Source organism: Cupriavidus oxalaticus, from assembly GCF_038900635.1.
GTDB classification, from domain to species: Bacteria; Pseudomonadota; Gammaproteobacteria; order Burkholderiales; family Burkholderiaceae; genus Cupriavidus; species Cupriavidus oxalaticus_B.
In genome coordinates this window covers 15977-37278 of sequence record NZ_JAYMRX010000001.1, presented here as the reverse complement: position 1 = coordinate 37278, position 21302 = coordinate 15977, and the positions used below count along the sequence as shown (strand labels likewise).

The window sequence follows — 21302 nt, the reverse complement described above, 5'->3', positions numbered from 1 at the left end:
GTCTGAATGGATGTCACTGCCGCGTCTTCACGCGTCGACACCTTCAATTACGGCGTCGTAAGACAGTTCGCTGTCATGACGGTAGTCTGGGGGATCGTCGGCATGGCCGTCGGCGTGCTGCTGGCAGCACAGCTGATCTGGCCGGAACTCAACTTCAACACGCCCTGGCTGTCGTTCGGCCGCCTGCGGCCGTTGCATACCAATGCGGTGATCTTTGCCTTCGGCGGCAGCGCGCTGTTCGCGACTTCGTACTACGTGGTCCAGCGCACCTGCCAGGCCCGCCTTTTCTGCGGCCCGCTCGCTGCGTTCACCTTCTGGGGCTGGCAACTGGTCATCGTTGCCGCGGCCATCACGCTGCCGCTGGGCATCACCTCCTCGAAGGAATACGCCGAGCTGGAATGGCCGATCGACCTGCTGATCACCGCGGTCTGGGTGGCGTATGCGATCGTGTTCTTCGGCACCATCGTCAAGCGCAAGACACGGCATATCTATGTCGCCAACTGGTTCTTCGGCGCCTACATCCTCACCATCGCGCTGTTGCACATCGTCAACAACATCGAGATGCCGGTGTCGCTGTGGAAGTCGTACTCGGCCTATGCCGGCGTTCAGGACGCGATGATCCAGTGGTGGTATGGCCATAACGCGGTGGGCTTCTTCCTGACCACCAGCTTCCTCGGGATGATGTACTACTTCATTCCCAAGCAGGCCGAGCGCCCGATCTTTTCCTACCGCCTGTCCATCGTCCACTTCTGGGCGTTGAACTTCACCTACATGTGGGCCGGCCCGCACCACCTGCAGTACACCGCGCTGCCGGACTGGGCGCAGTCGCTCGGCATGGTGTTCTCGCTGATCCTGCTGGCGCCTTCGTGGGGCGGCATGATCAACGGCGTCATGACCCTGTCCGGCGCCTGGCACAAGCTGCGCACCGATCCGATCCTGAAGTTCCTGGTGGTGGCGCTGTCGTTCTACGGCATGTCCACGTTCGAAGGCTCGATGATGTCGATCAAGACCGTCAACGCGCTGTCGCACTACACGGACTGGACCATCGGCCACGTGCACTCCGGCGCGCTGGGCTGGGTCGCGATGATCTCGATCGGTTCGCTGTACTACCTGATCCCGCGGCTGTTCGGCGAGAAACAGATGTACAGCGTGCGTCTGATCGAATGGCATTTCTGGATCGCGACCATCGGCGTGGTGCTGTATATCGCCTCGATGTGGATCGCCGGCGTGATGGAAGGCCTGATGTGGCGCGCCACGCAGCCTGACGGCACGTTGACCTATGCCTTCGTCGAAGCGGTCAAGGCCAAGTACCCGTTCTACCTGATCCGTCTGCTGGGTGGCATCTGCTTCCTCTCCGGCATGCTGCTGATGGCCTACAACATCGCCAAGACCATCGTCGGCAAGCGTGCCGTGGATGCGCCGATCCCGGCCAGCATCCCCGCCTCCGCACACTGATCATTCCAGGATAGAAAGATGTCGGAAAAACAAAGATTCTTTTCCCACGAAACGCTGGAGAAGAACATCGGCTGGCTGATCATCTGCACGATCCTCGTGGTCAGCATCGCGGGTCTGGTGCAGATCGTGCCGCTGTTCTTCCAGCACTCCACGACCGAGCCGGATCCGGGTATCACGCCGTATTCGCCGCTGCGGCTGATGGGCCGGGATATCTATATCCGCGAAGGCTGCGTCGGCTGCCACTCGCAGCAGGTGCGTACGCTGCAGGCCGAAACCGAGCGTTACGGCCACTTCTCGACCGCGGGCGAGTCTGTCTACGACCACCCGTTCCTGTGGGGCTCGAAGCGTACCGGCCCCGATCTGGCGCGCGTCGGCGGCCGCTACTCGGACGACTGGCAGCGCATTCACCTGCGCAATCCGCGCGACGTGGTGCCCGAGTCGGTGATGCCTTCCTACCCGTGGCTGGAAAAAGCCGCGCTGCCGACCAACGATATCCAGGCCCGCATGCGGGCGCTGGTAAAGCTGGGCGTGCCCTACACCGAGGCCGACATCGCCAAGGCGCCGGACGCGCTCCAGGGCAAGACTGAGGAAGACGCGCTGGTGGCTTACCTGCAAGGCCTGGGCACCAACCGCCGCAATGTCCGCGTGGATACCGCTGCAGCGGCTGCGCCTGCGGCGCCCGCAGCGGAAGCCGCTGCGCCGACGAAGGAGTAAGCCATGGCCATGATCACCGCCATTGCGACCGTCGTGTCGATGGTCGTCTTCCTTGGCATCTGCTGGTGGGCCTGGTCGGCCGGCCGGCAGGCAGCCAACCGGGAATCCGCCATGCTGCCGTTCGCGCTGCCTGACGAAACCACGACAACATCGAGCCGGAACACCTAGCCATGAGCGATTTCTTTTCCGATTTCTGGAGTTACTACATTGCCGCGATCGCGCTCGTCGGCATCGTCTGGTGCGTATGGCTGCTGTTCTCGCAACGCAAGATCACCAAGACCGCCGGTGGAGGCGACGACACCGGCCACGTCTGGGACGACGACCTGCGCGAGCTGAACAATCCGCTGCCGCGCTGGTGGATGTGGATGTTCCTGCTGGCCTGCATCTTCGGCCTGGTCTACCTGGTGTTGTATCCGGGCCTGGGCAAGTATGCAGGCGTGCTGAATTTTTCGACGCAGGGCGAACTGGCGGCGCATCGTGCCGCGCAGGAGCAGATGCAGAACGAGATCTATGCCAAGTACCTGAAGATGGATGTCAGGCAGGTGGCAGGAGATCCGCAGGCGCGCGAAATCGGCCAGCGGCTGTTCCTGAACTACTGCGCGCAATGCCATGGTTCGGACGCACGCGGCAGCCGCGGCTTCCCCAACCTCACAGATGGGGACTGGCTGTATGGCGGCCAACCCGAAACCATCCAGCAGACCATTGCCAAGGGCCGCAATGGCGTGATGCCGCCGTTCGCATCTACCATCGACGGCAAGCTGGCAGGCGACGTGGCGCAGTATGTCCGCTCGCTGTCGGGGCTGTCTTCGGACCCCATCCGCGCCTCGCGTGGAGAAGGCACGTTCAAGTCGACCTGCGCGGCTTGCCATGGTGCCGGCGGCAAGGGCAACCAGGCATTGGGCGCGCCGAACCTCTCCGATAACGTGTGGCTGTATGGCAGTTCGGAAGGCAGCATCGTCGACGCCATCCTGAAGGGGCATAACAACCACATGCCGGCACATGAAGAGATCCTGACGCCAGAGCGGATCCGCATGCTGACGGCCTATGTCTGGGGTCTGTCCAATACCGGCGGGGGTGCCGGCCAATGACAGGCGACTCATCTGAGCGGGCGCGGGCCGCCCGCAGGAGAAACCATCCATGAACGCACCCGGGACCGAAGAAGTGGCCCGGGCGGCCGACCACCAACGGTCGGCCGCTGCGCCTGCCGAGACCTCGGATGAAACGCTGTACGAGGTCCGCCGCAAGATCTATCCGCGCTCGGTCACGGGCGCTTTCTCCAGCTGGCGCGTCTGGCTGGTCCTCTTCACCCAGCTGATCTACTACGGCACGCCCTGGCTCCAGTGGAACGGACGCCAGGCCGTGCTGTTCGACCTTGGCGAACGCAAGTTCTACATCTTCGGGCTGGTGTTGTGGCCTCAGGATGTCATCTACCTCGCCGTGCTGCTGGTCATTTCGGCGCTGGCGCTGTTCCTGTTCACGGCGATCGCCGGCCGGCTGTTCTGCGGCTACGCGTGTCCGCAGACGGTCTATACCGAGATATTCATGTGGATCGAACGGCGGATCGAAGGCGACCGGATCGCCCGCATCCGTCTCGATGGCGACCCCTGGAGCCTGCGCAAACTGCGTCTCAAGGCCACCAAGCACTTCCTGTGGGTACTGATCGCGCTGTGGACCGGCTTCACCTTCATCGGCTACTTCGCGCCGATCCGTGAGCTGGGTGGCGAGCTGGCGAGCTTGTCGCTGGGCCCGTGGCAGACGTTCTGGATGCTGTTCTATGCGTTTGCCACCTGGGGCAACGCGGGCTTCATGCGCGAGCAGGTGTGCAAATACATGTGCCCGTATGCGCGCTTCCAGAGCGTGATGGTCGACCGCGACACCTACGTCGTGACCTACGACATCGGCCGGGGCGAGCCGCGCGGCAGCCGTTCGCGCAAGACCGACCATCGCCAGGCGGGCCTCGGCGATTGCGTCAACTGCAGCATCTGCGTGCAGGTGTGCCCGACCGGCATCGATATCCGCGATGGCCTGCAGTATGAATGCATCGGCTGCGGCGCGTGCATCGACGCCTGCAACCAGGTCATGGACAAGATGTCCTATCCGCGCGGCCTGATCCGGTACACCTCGGAAAATGCCATGCGCAAGGCGCTGTCCGCGGCTGCGTCGCGCAAGCGACTGCTGCGTCCGCGTGTCATCATCTATTCCGTGATCTGGGTCGCGCTGCTAGCTGGCTTCGTGGCTTCGATCGCGCTGCGCACGCCGCTGAAAGTGGACATCATCCGCGACCGTGGCGCGCTGGGCCGAGAGGTCGAAGGGCGCTGGATCGAAAACGTCTATCGCCTGCAGTTGATCAATACGACCGAGGGGCCGATGCACATCAGCGTGCGCGCAGACAGCGATGAGCTGAAGAACCTGACGGTCGAATACGACAAGCAGGCCGAATCGCTGGCGCCGACGTCGAACCGGCTGTTGCCGGTCCGCATACGCGTGCCGATTGAAGACGCCGCGCAGGGCACGCACAAGATCAGCGTGACGGTGACCGGCGAAGGAACGGAGCGGGGCAACGCCGAGATCCGGCAGAGCACCAGCTTTATCGTGCCGCGCGACCTGTGACGCCAGGCGTTCGGTGCAGAACTCAAGGGGGCATGATGAATCAGCAAGGCAATCCGTGGTGGAAAGAGCCGTGGCCGTGGCTGTTGATGAGCGGCCCGCTGGTCGCGATGGTGGCCTGCGGCGTCACTATCTGGCTTGCGTCTTCGCATCCTGACGTGCCGGTGCAGGGCGCAGCGCGCCATGGACTGGTGGTCGAGAAGGCCGAGGCGGCGCGGCCTCAGCCGAGCGCAGCGAGGCAGCCATGAGGTTGCGCTGGCTGATGTGGGTCCTGTGGCCGGGGTTCCTGATGGCGGGGTTTGCCACCGCGACAGTGTTCTCGGTCGTGGATCCCGGTGATCTGAAGTTCTTCGGGCATCCGATCGACGCCTCGCGCGAATCGATCTACACGATGAGCTTCCTGCTGGCGTGGATCTTCTGCGCGCTGTCCAGCGGGTTGACGCTGTACACGATGCCGACGCGGCTCAGCGATACCGACGAGTTGGAATGAATGCCGATACCTGCGCCGCCCCGCGCGGCGCAGGCGCAAAGCGGCGGGGCGGAGGAAAGGATCAGCAGCTGCGGCTATAGAGCTGCTTGATGCCGGCGAGATCCACCAGCTTGACGTGGCGCTGGCGAATCTGGATCAGGCCGGCTTCAGCGAAACGCGAGAACAGGCGGCTGACGGTTTCCAGTTTCAGGCCCAGGTAGCTGCCGATTTCCTCGCGGCTCATGCGCATCACGAATTCGGTCGACGAGTAGCCACGGGCCGACAGGCGCTCAGACAGGTTGATCAGGAACGCGGCAAGGCGTTCTTCGGCGCGCATCGAACCGAGTGTCACCAGCATCAGCTGGTCGTGCGTGATTTCCTTGCCCATCAGCCGCAGGAACTGATGCTGCAGCGAAGGCAGGTCCGCTGACAGCGTCTGCAGGTCGCCAAGGCGGACTACGCAGACTTCGGTATCTTCCAGTGCGGTCGCGTCCGAGGCATGCTGCATCTCACCGAGGCCGTCGAGACCGACGATTTCGCCAGGCAGGTGGAAACCGGTAATCTGGGAACGGCCGTCTTCGGTCGTGACGTGCGTCTTCAGCGTGCCGAAGCGAATGGCATAAACCGCGGTGAGGGGATCGCCCATGCGATACAAGGTCTCACCCTTATGGACCCGGATGCGTTCCTGCACCAGCGTGTCCATCTTGGTGAGGTCTTGCTGGGACATGCCAACCGGAAGGCACAGTTGCCCCATCGCGCAAGTGGAGCAACGGGGCGACATCTCGGTGATTGGAATGGAGGTGAGCAATTGGAACCTGCAAGAGTGGATGCGAGGGCGCGACCCCGACATTTTAACGTGCGATGTGATGAGGCAGGGAGTCAGATTTGCCATTTGGTGTGCTAATTAGCGTTTTTATGCTGGCGTTGCTTGGCGGCGTGCATTGCGCAGCAATGTGTGGCGGCATCGCCCTGGCGGTCGAACAGCCACGTGGCGGCGTCGCGGCCGTGACCTTTGTGCGCAGCCGCGCTGTCTGGGCCGGGGAGTTGCTGGCAATGCACCTGGGCCGGATTTCAACCTACATGCTGCTTGGCGCGCTGCTGGGCGCGATCGGCGCCGGCGCGTGGAAGCAGGATTACCTGCCGGTGCAGCGCTGGCTGTTCGGAGCCGGCAGCGCCATGCTGCTGTGGTCGGGCTGGCGCCTGCTGCGCGGCAGTGCCTTTACCGTCGCGTGGCTTGAGCGGCTGGCGGCGCGGGCGGGCAGCGCCGTGGCGCGGCAGATCGGCCGGCTGGGCGGCGGCATGCCAACGTTCGTGCGTGCGCATGGAGGACTTGCCAGGCGCTACGGTGTTGGCCTGGCCTGGGGGCTGGTGCCGTGCGGCATGGTCTATGGGGCGCTGACGCTGGCGCTGCTCGCCGGCAATGCCGGTTCCGGTGCGCTGGTGATGGGCGTATTCGGCGTCGGCACGCTGCCCAACCTGTTGGTGCTGTCGGGGCTGTCCGGCTACTTGCGCGGCCTGTCGCGGCGGCGCGCGGTGCGCGTGGGCGCGGGTGTTGCTGTTATGGCTTTCGGCGCCCTAGGCCTGGCGCGCGCGGTGTTGCTGCCACATTCGCTCGCCGAGCAGGGTTTTTGCTTGGTCTTTTGAGGCGTATGGGGCGCACGGCACGGCGGATGATGGTTGCGGGCGAGGGCGGGAATGCCATACAATCGCCAGCATTGCGGTATTGCGCGATGTTTTGTAAGCAGCGGCGAGCAGCGCCAGCGGCCTTCCTACCAGAAGGTGCGCCCACGGCGGCGGGAGCGTTGGTAGTTCAATGCCCGGCCCGTGCCGCGGTCCATCCGGTTTAAAAGATCTGGTTCAAAAGCCCGGCTGGCACTGCGGTGTTGGAGATGCCGGCCTTGCTCCCGATACCCGTTTTTCTTGCGTCCGAGGCGTTCAGTTCGCCGACAGCGGCGTCCGTTTTGCGGGCGCGCCACGCAAGAGGTTCGCTGACCGGCCCATGGCGGCATGCGAACGATCTCCTGCCGGAGTGACCCGGCAACTCGATGCAAAGAAAGGGAAGTGCACGGCTTGGATGCAGCAGGCATCCGGGTGAGCTGCGCAATGAGATGGCGATGGCATTGGCATCGCTGTATCCAAAATCTCCGGTGCCCCGGATCCGTCCGGGAGCAGGTGCAAAGACAGGCTGCACACCATCAACATGAATACCCAAGAGGCGAAGATCGTCCTCGAGACGGCGCTGATCTGCGCGCAGGAGCCTTTGCGCGTCAATGATCTGCGACGGCTGTTCGCCGACGATGTCGGCGCGGACACCGTCCGCGTGCTGCTGGAGGAACTGCGCCAGGACTGGCGCCCGCGCGGCGTGGAACTTGTGGCGCTGGCCAGCGGCTGGCGCTTCCAGAGCCGCCCCGAGATGCGCGAATACCTCGACCGCCTGAATCCGGAAAAGCCGCCGAAATACTCGCGCGCCGTGATGGAGACGCTGGCGATCATCGCTTATCGCCAGCCGGTGACGCGCGGCGACATCGAGGAAATCCGCGGCGTGACGGTCAGTACGGAAGTCATCAAGAAGCTGGAAGACCGCAGCTGGATCGAGGTGATTGGCCACCGCGACGTGCCGGGGCGGCCGGCACTGTATGCCACCACCAAGGCCTTCCTGGACGACCTCGGGTTGCGTACGCTGGACGAGTTGCCGCCGCTCGAGGATGCCCAGGCGCAGGCTCAGGCAACGCTGCTGGACCAGCAGGCCATCGATTTCGAGGCGCTGGCGGCAAGCAAGCCTGGCAGTGCCGATGAAGAGGCGTTTGCCGAACCGGCGCAGACCGAGGCATCCGCCGCGGGCGAGTCCGAAGGCACGGACGCCGGCCACGCCTCCGCAGACGGCGAAATTGCCAACGGATTCGACCTGCACTCGCACCAGCATGGAGCGGAGGAACCGGGTGCTGAAGGCGAACCAACCGAACGGGCCAATCCTGCCGATTCCGATCCGGACGGGGCACGGGGTGAACTGCCGGAAGACGGCAGCTCGCCGCACCCGAGCGAGCACGACGAACGCGTGCCGAACTGAACAACATGCAACATCCGATAGTGAATACCTTGTCTGATTCCGTTGAGCAAGACACCCGCCACGCGGGCGCACCCGCCGACTCCGGCGCCGCAGAACCCGGATCGGGCAGCGAAGCCGCGCCCCGCCGCAAGGGGCTGCGCCGAGGGCTCAGGAACCTGGTGGCGTCGCGCCGCCAGGCAACGCAAGATCGCGATGCCGGCCGCGCCGAAGGCGCTGAGGCCGGTATGCCCGGCGACGCCGCCGAAGCGGCCGCGGCACCTGCGGCGGCCGGCGGGCGCGGTGCCCAGCGTGGCCGCGGCAAGCGCAAGCCGGCTCAGGGCGAGGGCGGCCAGCCGCAGGCCCCGGCCGACAAGGCGCCCAAGGCTGAAAGGGCTGAAAGGGGCGAGAAAGCCGAAAGGGCCGAGAAGGCAGACAAGGGTGAGCAGGCGGCCCGCAAGCGCAAACCGAACCCGCGTGGCGGCAAGTCAGCCGCGCCGGCCGAGGGGCAGGCCGCTGCCGGCCGGCAGCCGCAAGGCCGCCGCAAGGAGGGTGCCAAGCCGCAGGGCCAGCGCAAGGGCCAGGGCGGCGCCGACAAGGCCGCGGCCGGCAGCGAGGACCTGTTCCGCTTCGTGATTTCCGAGCAGTATGACAAGGAAGACACGGTCATCCCGCGCACCAAGGCGAAGCCGGTGCGCGAGCTGTCGGCCGAGGACGACGCCCCGAAGCTGCACAAGGTGCTGGCTGAAGGCGGCCTGGGCTCGCGCCGCGAAATGGAAGAACTGATCCTGCAGGGCCGGGTCTCGGTCAACGGGCTGCCGGCGCATATCGGCCAGCGCATCCTGCCGGCCGACCAGGTGCGCGTCAACGGCAAGCTGATCCACCGCAAGGTGTCGACCAAGCCGCCGCGCGTGCTGCTCTATCACAAGCCGGCCGGCGAAATCGTCAGCCAGTCGGACCCCGAAGGCCGTCCGACCGTGTTCGATAGCCTGCCGCGCATCAAGACCGGCAAGTGGGTCGCCGTTGGCCGGCTGGACTTCAATACTGAAGGCCTGCTGATCTTCACCACCTCGGGCGATATCGCCAACCGCTTCATGCACCCGCGCTACGGCGTCGAGCGTGAGTACGCGGTGCGCACGCTGGGCGAGCTGGCCGAAGCCGACCGCCAGCGCCTGCTGCACGGCATCAAGCTGGACGACGGCGAGGCCAACTTCCTGCGCATTGCGGACGGCGGTGGCGAGGGCGTCAACCAGTGGTACCACGTGGCGCTGACCGAAGGCCGCAACCGCGAAGTGCGGCGTATGTTCGAGGCGGTCGGCCTGACCGTGTCGCGCCTGATCCGTACGCGCTACGGCCAGTTCCTGCTGCCGCGCGGCCTCAAGCGCGGCCGCTGGCAGGAGGTCGAGCCCAATGACGTCAAGGCACTGATGACCGCGGTCGGCCTGAAGGTGCCTGGCAAGGGCGAGCAGTCCGGCAAGGGCGCGACCAAGGTCGGCGGGCGCAAGCAGCGGACCGAAGCGGCGATTGCCGGCATGCCTATGCATACCGGCATGGACGGCCTGCCGCGCTATGAACAGGGCGGTGCAAGGGGCGGCAGCCGCGGCGGCCAGCCGGATCCGATGAAGACGTCGATGGGCTACATCAGCCACGGCCCCACGCTGCTGACCTCGCACGCGGCCAACCTTGGCGGCGGTCGCGGTACCGGCGCGCGCCAGGCGCGTGGCGGCGGGGGCGCCGGTCTGGGCGGCCAGGGCAAGCCGCAGCGTCGTGGCGGCGGTGAGCCGAACGGAAATGTCATGCCGAAGGCGGCGAAGGCCGGCGGAAACCGCACCCAGCGCGGCGGCGGTGGAGGTGGCGGTGGCGGTGGCGGCAATCGCGGAGGCAGCCGCGGGGGCAACCGCGGCGGCAATCGCTGAGTGCCTGATGCCGCGCACGGCGGGGTGAAGACCCGCCAGCGCGGCGCGTAATCTGCGAGTATGTCTGGCTTTTGCCTTTTCGACATAATCCGCGTATAATTCAAGTCTATTCAAAAAGCCATCCTCGCCGAGGGTGGGCGAATGATGGGCATTGCGCCCATTTTTTTTTGGTTCGCCCGAATTCGGTCCCGCGCCCCGGCGCGGGCGGGGTGGCGGACAGGCAGCACTGCAGCAGGGTCGTCCCGGACGGCAGCGGCGGGTTTGCCTGCCACGGTGTTGATGGCCATTACTCGGGATAACAGTGCATCTGGCAGATTTGATCGAAACCACCCTTAACGGCATGGGGTATGAGCTGGTTGAGCTCGAGCGTGCCCCGGCCGGATTGTTGCGTGTCTATATCGATCAGCCTGAAACCGGCATTGCCATCGAGGATTGTGAAAAGGTGAGCCGCCAGCTCACCCACGTGTTCACGGTCGAGAACGTCGACTACGAACGCCTCGAGGTCTCGTCGCCCGGACTGGACCGGCCGCTGAAGAAGCTGGCCGACTACGTCCGCTTTGCCGGCGCCGAGGCGCGCGTGACGCTGCGCCTGCCGGTAAACGGGCAGAAGAACTTCACGGGCATCCTGCGCGAACCGGCCGGCGAGGCTGGCGCGGAGAAGGTCGGCCTGGAGTTCGAGGGCAAGGATGGCCCGGCACTGCTGGAATTTGCCGTATCCGATGTCGACAAGGCACGCCTGGTGCCGGTATTCGACTTCAAAGGAAATCAAAGAAAAGGGAACAAGCAATGAGCCGCGAAGTTCTGTTGCTCGTCGATGCGCTTGCGCGTGAGAAGAACGTCGACAAGGATGTGGTATTCGGTGCCCTGGAGGCGGCGCTCGCCTCGGCCACCAAGAAGCGTTTCGAAGAAGACGTGGATATCCGGGTCGCGATCGATCGCGAGTCGGGCGAGCATGAAACCTTCCGCCGCTGGCTGGTGGTTCCCGACGAGCAGGGCCTGCAGGAGCCGGACAAGCAAATCCTTCTGTTCGAAGCCCGCGATGAGAACCCCAGCCTTGAGCTTGGCGACTACATCGAGCAGCAAATCGAGTCGGTCGAGTTCGGCCGTATTGGCGCGCAGGCCGCCAAGCAGGTGATCCTGCAGCGCATCCGCGACGCCGAGCGCGAGCAGATACTGAACGACTACCTCGATCGCGGCGAGAAGATCATGACCGGCACGGTCAAGCGCGCCGACAAGAAGGGCCTGATCGTGGAATCCGGCCGCGTGGAAGCGCTGCTGGCCCGCGACCAGATCATCCCGAAGGAAAACCTGCGCACCGGCGACCGTGTGCGCGCCTATATCCTGAACGTGGACCGCGCCGCGCGCGGCCCGCAGATCGAGCTGTCGCGCACCGCCCCTGACTTCCTGATCAAGCTCTTCGAAAACGAAGTGCCGGAAATGGAGCAGGGCCTGCTGGAAATCAAGGCCGCCGCGCGTGATCCGGGCGTGCGTGCCAAGATCGCGGTGGTGGCGCATGACAAGCGCATCGACCCGATCGGCACCTGCGTGGGCGTGCGTGGTACGCGCGTGACCGCGGTGCGCAACGAGATCGGCGGCGAGGCCGTGGATATCGTGCTGTGGTCGGAAGACCCGGCGCAGTTTGTGATCGGCGCGCTGGCACCTGCGCAAGTGCAGTCGATTGTGGTCGATGAAGAGAAGCACAGCATGGACGTGGTGGTCGACGAGGAAAACCTCGCCGTCGCCATCGGCCGCAGTGGCCAGAACGTACGCCTGGCGTCCGAACTGACCGGCTGGCAGATCAACATCATGACGCAAGAGGAATCGGCGCAGAAGCAGGCCGAAGAGAGCGATGTCGTGCGCAAGTTGTTCATGTCCAAGCTGGACGTGGATGAGGAAGTGGCAGACATCCTGATCGAGGAAGGCTTCTCCACGCTGGAGGAAGTGGCCTATGTCCCCATCAGTGAAATGATGGAGATCGAGGCCTTTGATGAAGACACCGTCAATGAGCTGCGCAACCGCGCACGTGATGCGCTCCTGACGATGGAACTGGCCCGGGAAGAAAAGGTGGAAGAGGTGTCGCAGGATCTGCGCTCGCTCGACGGCCTGAACCCGGAACTGATCGGCAAGCTGGCCGAAGGTGATATCCACACGCGTGACGACCTGGCCGAACTGGCCGTCGACGAACTGGTCGAGATGACGGGCGTCACCGAGGAAGAAGCCAAGGCGCTGATCATGAAAGCACGGGAACATTGGTTCAACTGAGGGACACGGCCGGGCTGCCGACACCAGCCCGGACGCGCTTTCCGCATACGATTTGTCCCGACGAAGACACCAAGCATTGAAAGGGTTTGAATGGCAAGCACAACAGTTGCCCAACTGGCCGCAGAACTGAGTCGCAGCGCAGCTGCCCTGCTGGAACAATTGCAGGCGGCTGGGGTGGGCAAAGCTGCGCCAGAAGACATCATCACGGAATCGGATAAGACCAGGCTGCTGGACTATCTGAAGCGCTCGCACGGCCAGGCCGACGACAGCGCCCGCAAGAAGATTACGCTGACCAAGCGCGAGACCTCGGAGATCCGCCAGTCGGATGGCACCGGGAAGACTCGCACCGTCCAGGTTGAAGTGCGCAAGAAGCGCGTGCTGATCAAGCGCGACGAGGCCCAGCCTGAAGTCCACGCGGACGCCGCCGAAGGGCATGCAGCGGCCGCGGCCGAGGCTGCCGAACAGGCACGCCGCGACGAGGATGAACGCCGTCAGGCCGAACTGCTGGCGCGCCAGGAAGCCGAAGCCAAGGCCGCCCGCGAGGCAGCCGAGCGCGAGGAAGCCGAGCGCCGCGCCCAGCAGGAAGCCCTGGAAGCGGAGCAGCGCCGTCAGGCCGAACTCGCCGCCAAGAAGGTGGAGGAAGAGGCTGCCGCGTCGCGCGCCGTGACCGAGGCCGCCGAGGACTCCTCGCGCAAGAAGGCCGAGGACGAGAAGGCCCGCGTCGCCGCTGAACGCGCCGAGGCGCAGAAGGCTGCGGACGAGGCCAAGGCCGCTGCCGACAAGGCCCGCGCCGAGCAGGAAGTCGCTGCTCGCAAGCGCCGCGAGGCTGCCGAAGCCGAGGCTCGTGCGATCCAGCAGATGCTGAACGCACCCCCGCGCGTGCTGAAGGCGCCGTCCGAGCGCAAGGCTGAAGAAAAGAAGGCCGAGCAGACCGGTACGCTGCACAAGCCGGTGAAGCCGGCCGGTGCGACCACGGAAGCGAAGAAGGACGACAAGAAGCCGGCCACCACGACCACGACCACGGCAACCGCCGACAAGAAGGGCAAGGTCGTGAAGGCAGGCTGGCAGGACGACAGCAGCCGCAAGAAGGGCAGCGGCCTGAAGACGCGCGGCGATTCGTCGGGCGGCGTGGGCGGCTGGCGCGGTGGCCCGCGTGGCCGTGGCGGCCGGCAGCAGCAGCACGACGACAGCCGCAGCAGCTTCCAGGCGCCGACCGAGCCGGTGGTGCGTGAAGTGCATGTGCCTGAAACCGTCTCCGTGGCCGATCTCGCGCACAAGATGGCGGTGAAGGCGTCCGAGGTCATCAAGCAGATGATGAAGCTCGGCCAGATGGTGACGATCAACCAGGTGCTGGACCAGGAAACCGCCATGATCGTGGTGGAAGAAATGGGCCACAAGGCGTTCGCCGCCAAGCTGGACGATCCGGAAGCGCTGCTGGTGGTGGACGGTGAAGAACATACCGACGCCGAACAGCTGCCGCGACCGCCGGTGGTGACCGTGATGGGTCACGTCGACCACGGCAAGACCTCGCTGCTGGACTACATCCGCCGCACCAAGGTTGCCGCGGGCGAGGCCGGCGGCATTACGCAGCACATCGGTGCCTACCACGTGGAAACCGACCGCGGCGTGATCACCTTCCTGGACACTCCGGGTCACGAGGCCTTCACGGCCATGCGTGCCCGCGGTGCCAAGGCGACCGACATCGTGATCCTGGTGGTCGCGGCCGACGACGGCGTGATGCCGCAGACCAAGGAAGCGATTGCGCACGCCAAGGCTGCCGGCGTGCCCATCGTCGTGGCGATCAACAAGATCGACAAGCCGGATGCCAACCCGGACCGCGTCAAGCAGGAACTGGTGGCCGAGCAGGTGCTGCCGGAAGAGTACGGCGGTGACTCGCCGTTCGTGCCGGTGTCGGCGAAGGCTGGCACTGGCATCGAGGAACTGCTGGAGCAGGTGTTGCTGCAGGCCGAAGTCCTGGAACTGAAGGCGCCGGTCGACGCCCCGGCCAAGGGCCTGGTGGTGGAAGCCCAGCTCGACAAGGGCAAGGGCCCGATCGCTACCATCCTGGTCAGCAGCGGCACGCTCAAGCGTGGCGACGTGGTCCTGGCTGGCAGCGCCTACGGCCGCGTGCGTGCCATGCTGGACGAGAACGGCAAGCCGACCAAGGAAGCCGGTCCGTCGATCCCGGTGGAAATCCAGGGTCTGTCGGAAGTGCCCGCCGCCGGCGAGGAAGTGCTGGTGCTGCCGGACGAGCGCAAGGCACGCGAAATCGCGCTGTTCCGCCAGGGCAAGTTCCGCGACGTGAAGCTGGCCAAGCAACAGGCCGCCAAGCTGGAGAACATGCTCGAGCAGATGACGGAAGGCGAAGTGCAGACGCTGCCGCTGATCATCAAGGCCGACGTGCAGGGTTCGCAGGAAGCGCTGGTGCAGTCGCTGCAGAAGCTGTCGACCGCCGAAGTGCGCGTGCAGATCGTGCATGGCGGCGTGGGTGGCATCTCCGAGTCCGACGTCAACCTGGCGACGGCCTCGAAGGCGGTCATCATCGGCTTCAACGTGCGTGCCGATGCCGGTGCGCGCAAGCTGGCCGAGCACAACGGCATCGATATCCGCTACTACAACATCATTTACGATGCGGTAGACGAGATCAAGGCGGCGATGTCGGGCATGCTGGCGCCGGAGAAGCGCGAGACCACGACCGGCACGGTCGAAGTGCGCCAGGTGTTCCGGGTGCCGAAGGTCGGCGCGGTGGCGGGCTGTATGGTCACCGACGGCGTGGTCAAGCGGACTTCGCTGGTGCGCGTGCTGCGCAACAACGTAGTCATCTTCAGCGGCGAGCTCGATTCGCTGAAGCGCTTCAAGGACGACGTCAAGGAAGTGAAGCAAGGCTTCGAGTGCGGTCTGTCGATCAAGAACTTCAACGATGTTCAGGAAGGCGACCAGCTCGAGGTGTACGAAATCACCGAGGTGGCGCGTACGCTGTAAGCGTCGCAAGCAACGGCAGGCCTCGGCCTGCCGTTGTCATCTCAGCAGAACAGTATTGAATGGCCAAGAAAGGCAATATCTCCTCCCGCAACCTCCGCATCTCCGACCAGATCCAGAAAGACCTGGCCGAGATGATCCAGCGCGAGCTGCGCGACCCGCGCCTGGGCCTGGTCACGCTGCAGTCGGTCACGCTGACGCCGGACTATGCCCACGCCAAGGTGCACTTCACCGTGCTGGGTGCCGAGCCGGCAACGGCCGAAGCCATTCTCAACGAGAAGGCCGGCTTCCTGCACTCGCTGCTGTACAAGCGCCTGCACATCCATACCGTGCCGACGCTGCGTTTCCTGCACGACACCTCGGTCGAACACGCGATCGAGATGTCCAAGCTGATCAACGAAGCGAACGCCACGCGTTCGAAAGACGACTGAGCCGGTGCCCGTGCCGCCAGGCATGGGCAACGCGACCACCAGTGTCGCGGGCCGCGCCGCATCAGCGTCGCTCCTGTTTCCTCCGATGACCGAATCCAACGCCGCTCGTCCGCCACGCCTGCCGCGCCGCGACGTCCATGGTGTGCTGCTGCTCGACAAGCCACTGGGCCTGTCGTCCAACGATGCGCTGGTGCGCGCCAAGCGCCTGCTGCGCGCCAGCAAGGCCGGGCATACCGGTACGCTCGACCCGCTGGCCACCGGCTTGCTGCCGCTGTGCTTTGGCGAGGCCACCAAGTTCTCGCAGGACCTGCTGGAAGCGGACAAGACCTATGACGCCGTGGTGCGGCTGGGTGCGCGCTCCAGCACCGGCGATGCCGAGGGCGAATTGCTCGATATCCGTGAGGTGACCTGCGACCGCGCCGCGGTGGAGCAGGCGCTGGTGCGCTTTACCGGCGCGATCGAACAGGTGCCGCCGATGCATTCGGCGCTGAAGAAGGATGGCCGCCCGCTGTACGAGTACGCGCGCGCGGGGCAGACGGTCGAGCGCGCCGCGCGCCGTGTCACCATCCACGCGATCGAACTGCTGGATTGCGCGCTGCCCCCGTCGTTCACCACGGCCGTGTTCACCATGCGCGTGACCTGCAGCAAGGGCACCTACATCCGCACGCTGGCCGAGGATATCGGCGAGGCGCTGGGTTGCGGCGCCCACCTGACCGGGCTGCGCCGCATTGCCGTGGGCGACCTGACGCTGGACGGTGCGGTGACGCTAGAGCAGATCGAGCAACAGGACGATGCCGCGCGGCCCGGGATGCTGGCCCCGGTCGACGCCTTGCTGCAGAAAAGCCCGCCGGTGACGCTGGACGAAGCTGCCGCTGCGCGCTTCCTGCAGGGACAGCGCATTGCGCGCCGCGACCTGCCCGATGGCACCGATATCGCGGAAGGCGTGCTGGCGCGCGTCTATGCCGGCGCGCCGGCGCGCCTGCTCGGCGTTGCCCGCATGCGCGAGGGCGCTTTGCGGCCGGAGCGGCTGGTCAAGCTGTAGGCGCCGCTCCTTGCCGGGAGCGTATCAGTCGAGCGTGATTTTCGCTGTCTTGATCACGTCGGCCCACATCTTGCGGTCCTGCGCCAGGAACCCGGCGAAATGCTCGGGCGTATCGCCGACCGGCTCGGAGCCGAACTCCGCCATCTTCTTCTTCACCTCCGGATTGGCCAGCGCCTTCACCAGTGCCTGGTTGTAGCGGGCCACGATCGGCTTGGGCAGGTCCTTCGGGCCGAAGATCCCTTGCCAGGTCGGCATGTTGAAATCCTTCAGGCCGCTCTCGGCCAGCGTCGGCACGTCGGGCAACAGCGGCGAGCGCTTGCTGCCGGTGACGGCGATGGCGCGGACCTTGCCGGACTTGGCCAGTTGTGCCGCCGTGGTGATGTTGTCGACGGTCATGGCGATATGGCCGCCCATCAGGTCGGTGATCACCGGCGTGGCCCCCTTGTACGGCGCGTGGACCATGTCGACGCCGAGGCGATGCAGCATGGTCTCGGCGATCAGGTGGTTGGACGTGCCGACGCCGGCGGTGCCATAGGTGACCTGTGGCGTCTTTTTCACGTACGCGGTGAAATCTGCCATCGACTTGACCGGCAGGGCCGGGTTGATGATCACCACGTTGGGCTGCGTCGCCAGCATGGCGATCGGCGTAAAGTCATCCGCCTTGTACGGCGTGCCCTTCGGGTTGAGCACGTGCGTCACCGCCATCGCTCCGGCCGCGCCCATGCCGATGGTGTAGCCGTCGGCCGGCGCCTTGGCCAGCTTGTCGGCGGCGATGTTGCCGCCCGCGCCAGGCACGTTTTCCACCACCACCGGCACGCCGAGGCTTTCGGACAACGGTCCCTGCACCAGCCGTGCCAGCAGGTCGGCGGAACCACCCGGCGCGAAGCCGACCAGCAAGCGCACCGGCTTCGACGGCTTCCACTCCTGCGCATGCGCGCCCGTGGCCGCTACCGCGCCCAGGCTCATGCACACCATGCCGCGCAGCAGCGGCCCCATCCACTTCGCCACCTTTTCCATCGTTACATCCACTCCAGCAGTGTCACAGGCAATCTGTCAGCGGGCTTGCCCTTACCCGTAAGCAACATCACAGGCCGCTGCCGCTGCCGCCTTCCAGCACCTGGCCGAGCAGCCTGGCCACCATGCGGTTCGAGAGCAGCACCGGCGCGCCGGCATGGCGCGCGACTTCGGCGCGCATCGCCTCGGTGTAGCCCATGCAGTGCATCACCACCAGGTCGCAGCCGCGCAGCGTCTCGCCGGCCTGCGCGAAACGGCCGGTGCCGGCGACGGTGTCTGTATAAGGAGAGGCATGGGTGACGCGCAGTTCGCAGGACACCGGTTCGATCAAATGAAAGCTGTCGACCTGGCCTTCCAGGGGCAGCACGATGCCAAGCCGCTTGCATCCCCGGGCGAGCGCGACCGTCAGGTGATCCACCACCTGCTGCGGCTCGATCACCAGCGTGCGCATCGGCGGCAGCGCGGTGCCCGTGCATAGCGGCACCAGTGCGTCGAAGCGGCCATCGTCCAGCGATGCCATCAGCCGCGCGAGCATGGCCTCGGCCACCGGCTTGCCCATCACCGCCTGCGAGCCGTCGCGCAGGCGGCTGGCAAAGTGGTATTCGCCGCCGGCGGGGGCAAGTGCGGCGATTGCCTCCGCATCGAGGTCGTCGAGGATGCCGAATTCTTCCTCCGCCACCGGCAGGCCCAGGTCGGCCAGCATCTGCGGCACCACGTCGGTCCTCGGCGAATGGCCGATGGTGACGAAGGCGACGCGCGGCAAGCGTCCGGCCGTTGCGGTCATGCCGTCACCCCGACGGTTTGCAGGTGCGCCAGCGAGCCATAGCGCCGCTGCAGTTCGGCCCATTCGTCCACATCGTAGAAGGCGCACTGGCCCTGGCCGAACAGCTTCGCGACTTCGATACAGAAGCGCGTGGCCACATCCAGGTCATGGGCGTTGGTCACGCCGGTCGCGCAGCCCGGCACCGTGGTCTGCGCGGTCAGCGCCACGCCGACCACCGGTGCATCGGTGACGATGGCGGGCTGCATGATCGAGTTGACATGCCACAGGCCGTTCTCGTAGGGCGTGATGTCCTGCGTGGTCAGCGGCAGTACCACCGGCAGTTCGCCGCTGACCCAGCCGATCAGGTCCAGCATGCGTTCGGGCAGCCGCAGCAGCCAGCCCGCCTTGGCCACCGGCGTCAGTGCGACGCCGCGCCGGTTGACGAAACGGTTGCCGCGCGTGGTGTCGACCGACAGGATCGCCGCCATTTGCGGATGGACCTCGTGCGACATCATCGTGCGCATGGCGAAGGGCGACTTCATCATCGGTACCGGCTGGTGCGGCCGCGTGGCGGCATGCGGGCAGATGTGGGTGTGGATGCGGACCGGGCCTGCCAGCACGTCGCCGCCGGCGGCCATGTCGGCCAGCTTCAGCGCGGTGGCGACCGCGACGATGGCGCCGTCGGCATCGGACACCAGGCCGGTCACGGCCGGGCGCGCGCCCACGCCGCCGAGCCGTCCAACCACGCCCAGCGCGGGTGCGTCGGGGTTGCGGCCGGGCAGCGTGCAGGCGAGAAAGTCGGTGTACAGGCCGTTCTCTTCCACGCGCGTCACCGTGACGTCGCTGATGCCGCGTGCGCGCAGCAAGGCGGCAACGGCTGCGCCGTCGACATTGGCTGCGGACAGCAGCTCGATCGATTCAATCACCTGCTTGATGGACATCTTGCTTGGGTTCCTTGCTTGCTTTCCTGGATTGCGACGGGTCAGATGGCGGTGGCGCAGGCCGGCACGGACAATGCGCCGGGGGCGACGTCTTCGGTCTCCTGGCCAAGGAACCAGCGTGCGCCGTGCGCGCCGCCCATCTCCATGCGATCGCCCGATACGCGCAACCAGTTGCCTTCGGGAAGGCCCAGCACCGGCATCCGCGGCTGCAGCACCGTGAACTCTGCCAGGCGCTGGTCACGGGTTTCGCCGCGGAAGCCCGGCACCACCAGGTTGAAGTAGTGCGGATTGATCTGGAAGGGCACCAGCGCGAGCGCGTCGAGCCCGCCGGGGTCGGCGACCGGCATGTCGTTGGTGGTGCGGATGGTCGGGCAAGCGACGTTGGTGCCGGCGCTCCAGCCGATAAAGCGCGCGGCACCAGCAGTCACCTGGCGCGCGATGACGGGCAGCAGTCCGCGCTCGCGCAGGCATTGCAGCAGGCGGAATGTATTGCCTCCACCGATGACGATCATTTCGGCCGCTTCCACCGCCTGCACGCAGTCAGCTTCGGACAGCCGGTGCGGCGAGTGCGCTTGGATGCCGGCCGGGGCCAGTGCATCGCGCACCAGCGCTTCGTACGTGTCCCAGTCGCGCGTGACACCGGCGAACGGGAGGAAGCAGGCCCGGGTGCGGCCGCCGGCCAGTTCGCGGAGCGCGTCGTGGGCATGGACGAGGTAGCCTGCGTCGCTGGTGGAGTTGCTGAGCAAGAGGAGTTCCATGCGGAGTTCCATGGGATTGAGCTGCTGGGATTGCTATTGAGCGGCGCTGTCGCCGCGATGGAGCCAGAGCGGATCGCCGATGCGCTGCCCGACCGGCGCCACTGCCTGCACCAGCGTTTCGCGCAGCGCGTGGGCCTGGGCCTGGCTGACCTGCATCGCGGTGAACGACAGGCACAGGCCGCGCACATCGCCGGAAAGCGGATCGGCCAGTGTGGTGGCCACGGCGCCGATGCCCGGCATGCCTTCATTCACGGCGATCGCGCTGCGTTCGCGGCCGGCGCTTGCCACGCGCTCGGCCAGTTCGGCCACGGTAGCGGGGCAGCCCGCCGGCGCCTCAGGCAATTTGCGCGCGCCGGAGGTGCCATAGCGTGCGCTGAATTCGGCTTCCGGCAGGCGCGAGAGCAGCACGCGGCCCATCGCAGTGGTGAATGCCGGCCGCCGCGCGCCCGGTGGCGACAGCACTTGCACCGGGTTGCTGCCGTTCAGGCGCTGCAGGACCACGGTGTCGGTGCCGTCGAGCATCGACAGGTAGGCAGTGAAGCCGGTGGAGTCCGACAGCGAGGCCAGGATGCCCCGGCATTGCTCGTCGAACGGATGCGCCTGCGTTGCCACCTGGGCGGCGCGGATCAGCAGCGTCCCGGGGCGGTAGCGCCGCGTCGATGGCTGCAGTTCAAGCAGCCGGTACCGCACCATCTGCGCCAGCAGCCGCGAAGCCGAGCTCTTGGCCAGGCCGAGTTCATCAATGACGTCATTGAACGTGACCTCGTGCCGGCCTTGTTCGAACATGGCCAGCACGCTTTCCACGCCCTCGAGAATGCTCACACCGTCGCTCCGTCTCTCTGATTTTTCATTTGGTTCCGTTTTTAGGAACCTTGGTTCCGTAAATCGGTTAGGAAATCATAGGACGG

General features: G+C 65.8%; 22 protein-coding genes. 15 read left to right on the top strand and 7 right to left on the bottom strand.

The window, feature by feature from the left end:
* Positions 1–6 precede the first annotated feature (6 nt).
* The 7 genes from ccoN to VSR71_RS00150 are packed head-to-tail and all read left to right on the top strand — an operon-like array spanning position 7 to position 5266.
* Entirely contained in the window at positions 7–1455 is a 1449-nt protein-coding gene (gene ccoN, locus VSR71_RS00180) for a cytochrome-c oxidase, cbb3-type subunit I (RefSeq protein ID WP_342911987.1), read from the top strand.
* An 18-nt stretch (positions 1456–1473) separates the two neighbouring features.
* The gene (gene ccoO / locus VSR71_RS00175) at positions 1474–2169 is read left to right on the top strand and encodes a cytochrome-c oxidase, cbb3-type subunit II (RefSeq protein WP_342911986.1); all 696 of its coding nucleotides are present in this window, start codon (positions 1474–1476) and stop codon (positions 2167–2169) included.
* Positions 2170–2172: 3 nt separating this feature from the next.
* Complete coding sequence (locus VSR71_RS00170) at positions 2173–2337, top strand: cbb3-type cytochrome oxidase subunit 3 (protein ID WP_010809472.1); 165 nt, start codon at positions 2173–2175, stop codon at positions 2335–2337.
* A 2-nt stretch (positions 2338–2339) separates the two neighbouring features.
* The gene (ccoP, locus tag VSR71_RS00165; protein WP_342911985.1) at positions 2340–3257 is read left to right on the top strand and encodes a cytochrome-c oxidase, cbb3-type subunit III; all 918 of its coding nucleotides are present in this window, start codon (positions 2340–2342) and stop codon (positions 3255–3257) included.
* A gap of 49 nt (positions 3258–3306) precedes the next feature.
* Entirely contained in the window at positions 3307–4779 is a 1473-nt protein-coding gene (gene ccoG / locus VSR71_RS00160) for a cytochrome c oxidase accessory protein CcoG (protein WP_342911984.1), read from the top strand.
* A gap of 35 nt (positions 4780–4814) precedes the next feature.
* On the top strand, positions 4815–5024 hold the full coding sequence (locus VSR71_RS00155; protein ID WP_342912656.1) for a hypothetical protein: 210 nt from the start codon (positions 4815–4817) through the stop codon (positions 5022–5024).
* Positions 5021–5266, top strand: coding sequence for a hypothetical protein (locus VSR71_RS00150; protein WP_342911983.1), 246 nt, complete (start codon positions 5021–5023; stop codon positions 5264–5266). Before VSR71_RS00155 ends, VSR71_RS00150 begins: the two co-directional genes overlap by 4 nt.
* Positions 5267–5327: 61 nt before the next feature.
* Here VSR71_RS00150 and fnr read toward each other — a convergent pair whose 3' ends face one another.
* Complete coding sequence (gene fnr / locus VSR71_RS00145; RefSeq protein WP_342911982.1) at positions 5328–6053, bottom strand: fumarate/nitrate reduction transcriptional regulator Fnr; 726 nt, start codon at positions 6051–6053, stop codon at positions 5328–5330.
* 77 nt (positions 6054–6130) lie between these two features.
* On the opposite strand from fnr, the gene VSR71_RS00140 reads away from it, so the two are divergent.
* On the top strand, positions 6131–6889 hold the full coding sequence (locus VSR71_RS00140) for a sulfite exporter TauE/SafE family protein (RefSeq protein ID WP_342911981.1): 759 nt from the start codon (positions 6131–6133) through the stop codon (positions 6887–6889).
* Positions 6890–7088: 199 nt separating this feature from the next.
* Here VSR71_RS00140 and VSR71_RS00135 read toward each other — a convergent pair whose 3' ends face one another.
* Positions 7089–7457 carry a hypothetical protein gene (locus tag VSR71_RS00135; RefSeq protein WP_342911980.1) on the bottom strand — a complete coding sequence of 123 codons (369 nt, stop codon included), beginning with the start codon at positions 7455–7457 and terminating at the stop codon, positions 7089–7091.
* Here VSR71_RS00135 and scpB point away from each other — a divergent pair.
* The 7 genes from scpB (at position 7446) to truB (ending at position 16918) form a co-directional block, all read left to right on the top strand.
* Positions 7446–8312, top strand: a complete 867-nt coding sequence (gene scpB, locus VSR71_RS00130; protein ID WP_342911979.1) for an SMC-Scp complex subunit ScpB — start codon at positions 7446–7448, stop codon at positions 8310–8312. The two genes, VSR71_RS00135 and scpB, sit on opposite strands and share 12 nt — an antisense overlap.
* A gap of 5 nt (positions 8313–8317) precedes the next feature.
* The gene (gene rluB, locus VSR71_RS00125; RefSeq protein ID WP_342911978.1) at positions 8318–10204 is read left to right on the top strand and encodes a 23S rRNA pseudouridine(2605) synthase RluB; all 1887 of its coding nucleotides are present in this window, start codon (positions 8318–8320) and stop codon (positions 10202–10204) included.
* Positions 10205–10505: 301 nt separating this feature from the next.
* A complete protein-coding gene (rimP, locus tag VSR71_RS00120) occupies positions 10506–10994 on the top strand; it encodes a ribosome maturation factor RimP (protein ID WP_029046198.1) in 489 nt (162 codons plus the stop codon).
* Complete coding sequence (nusA, locus tag VSR71_RS00115) at positions 10991–12466, top strand: transcription termination factor NusA (protein ID WP_342911977.1); 1476 nt, start codon at positions 10991–10993, stop codon at positions 12464–12466. Before rimP ends, nusA begins: the two co-directional genes overlap by 4 nt.
* A gap of 90 nt (positions 12467–12556) precedes the next feature.
* Positions 12557–15448, top strand: a complete 2892-nt coding sequence (gene infB, locus VSR71_RS00110) for a translation initiation factor IF-2 (protein WP_342911976.1) — start codon at positions 12557–12559, stop codon at positions 15446–15448.
* Between the two features lie 59 nt (positions 15449–15507).
* On the top strand, positions 15508–15876 hold the full coding sequence (rbfA, locus tag VSR71_RS00105; RefSeq protein ID WP_029046201.1) for a 30S ribosome-binding factor RbfA: 369 nt from the start codon (positions 15508–15510) through the stop codon (positions 15874–15876).
* An 85-nt stretch (positions 15877–15961) separates the two neighbouring features.
* Positions 15962–16918, top strand: a complete 957-nt coding sequence (gene truB, locus VSR71_RS00100; protein WP_342911975.1) for a tRNA pseudouridine(55) synthase TruB — start codon at positions 15962–15964, stop codon at positions 16916–16918.
* 24 nt (positions 16919–16942) lie between these two features.
* On the opposite strand, the gene VSR71_RS00095 is transcribed toward truB, so the two are convergent.
* The 5 genes from VSR71_RS00095 to VSR71_RS00075 all read right to left on the bottom strand — a co-directional run bounded on the left by VSR71_RS00095 (position 16943) and on the right by VSR71_RS00075 (position 21216).
* Positions 16943–17935, bottom strand: coding sequence for a tripartite tricarboxylate transporter substrate binding protein (locus VSR71_RS00095; protein WP_342911974.1), 993 nt, complete (start codon positions 17933–17935; stop codon positions 16943–16945).
* 67 nt (positions 17936–18002) lie between these two features.
* The gene (locus VSR71_RS00090; RefSeq protein ID WP_342911973.1) at positions 18003–18716 is read right to left on the bottom strand and encodes an AroM family protein; all 714 of its coding nucleotides are present in this window, start codon (positions 18714–18716) and stop codon (positions 18003–18005) included.
* Complete coding sequence (locus VSR71_RS00085) at positions 18713–19636, bottom strand: DUF1177 domain-containing protein (protein WP_342911972.1); 924 nt, start codon at positions 19634–19636, stop codon at positions 18713–18715. The genes VSR71_RS00090 and VSR71_RS00085 overlap by 4 nt, the downstream gene beginning before the upstream one ends.
* 41 nt (positions 19637–19677) lie before the next feature.
* On the bottom strand, positions 19678–20394 hold the full coding sequence (pepE, locus tag VSR71_RS00080) for a dipeptidase PepE (protein ID WP_342911971.1): 717 nt from the start codon (positions 20392–20394) through the stop codon (positions 19678–19680).
* Positions 20395–20427: 33 nt separating this feature from the next.
* Entirely contained in the window at positions 20428–21216 is a 789-nt protein-coding gene (locus VSR71_RS00075) for an IclR family transcriptional regulator (RefSeq protein ID WP_342911970.1), read from the bottom strand.
* Positions 21217–21302 lie beyond the last annotated feature (86 nt).

Coding starts and splice junctions, on each gene's coding strand:
- ccoN (WP_342911987.1), top strand. CDS start 7: ATGGATGTCACTGCCGCGTCTTCACGCGTCGACACCTTCAATTACGGC.
- ccoO (WP_342911986.1), top strand. CDS start 1,474: ATGTCGGAAAAACAAAGATTCTTTTCCCACGAAACGCTGGAGAAGAAC.
- VSR71_RS00170 (WP_010809472.1), top strand. CDS start 2,173: ATGGCCATGATCACCGCCATTGCGACCGTCGTGTCGATGGTCGTCTTC.
- ccoP (WP_342911985.1), top strand. CDS start 2,340: ATGAGCGATTTCTTTTCCGATTTCTGGAGTTACTACATTGCCGCGATC.
- ccoG (WP_342911984.1), top strand. CDS start 3,307: ATGAACGCACCCGGGACCGAAGAAGTGGCCCGGGCGGCCGACCACCAA.
- VSR71_RS00155 (WP_342912656.1), top strand. CDS start 4,815: ATGAATCAGCAAGGCAATCCGTGGTGGAAAGAGCCGTGGCCGTGGCTG.
- VSR71_RS00150 (WP_342911983.1), top strand. CDS start 5,021: ATGAGGTTGCGCTGGCTGATGTGGGTCCTGTGGCCGGGGTTCCTGATG.
- scpB (WP_342911979.1), top strand. CDS start 7,446: ATGAATACCCAAGAGGCGAAGATCGTCCTCGAGACGGCGCTGATCTGC.
- rluB (WP_342911978.1), top strand. CDS start 8,318: ATGCAACATCCGATAGTGAATACCTTGTCTGATTCCGTTGAGCAAGAC.
- nusA (WP_342911977.1), top strand. CDS start 10,991: ATGAGCCGCGAAGTTCTGTTGCTCGTCGATGCGCTTGCGCGTGAGAAG.
- infB (WP_342911976.1), top strand. CDS start 12,557: ATGGCAAGCACAACAGTTGCCCAACTGGCCGCAGAACTGAGTCGCAGC.
- rbfA (WP_029046201.1), top strand. CDS start 15,508: ATGGCCAAGAAAGGCAATATCTCCTCCCGCAACCTCCGCATCTCCGAC.
- truB (WP_342911975.1), top strand. CDS start 15,962: ATGACCGAATCCAACGCCGCTCGTCCGCCACGCCTGCCGCGCCGCGAC.
- VSR71_RS00095 (WP_342911974.1), bottom strand. CDS start 17,935: ATGGAAAAGGTGGCGAAGTGGATGGGGCCGCTGCTGCGCGGCATGGTG.
- VSR71_RS00090 (WP_342911973.1), bottom strand. CDS start 18,716: ATGACCGCAACGGCCGGACGCTTGCCGCGCGTCGCCTTCGTCACCATC.
- VSR71_RS00085 (WP_342911972.1), bottom strand. CDS start 19,636: ATGTCCATCAAGCAGGTGATTGAATCGATCGAGCTGCTGTCCGCAGCC.
- pepE (WP_342911971.1), bottom strand. CDS start 20,394: ATGGAACTCCTCTTGCTCAGCAACTCCACCAGCGACGCAGGCTACCTC.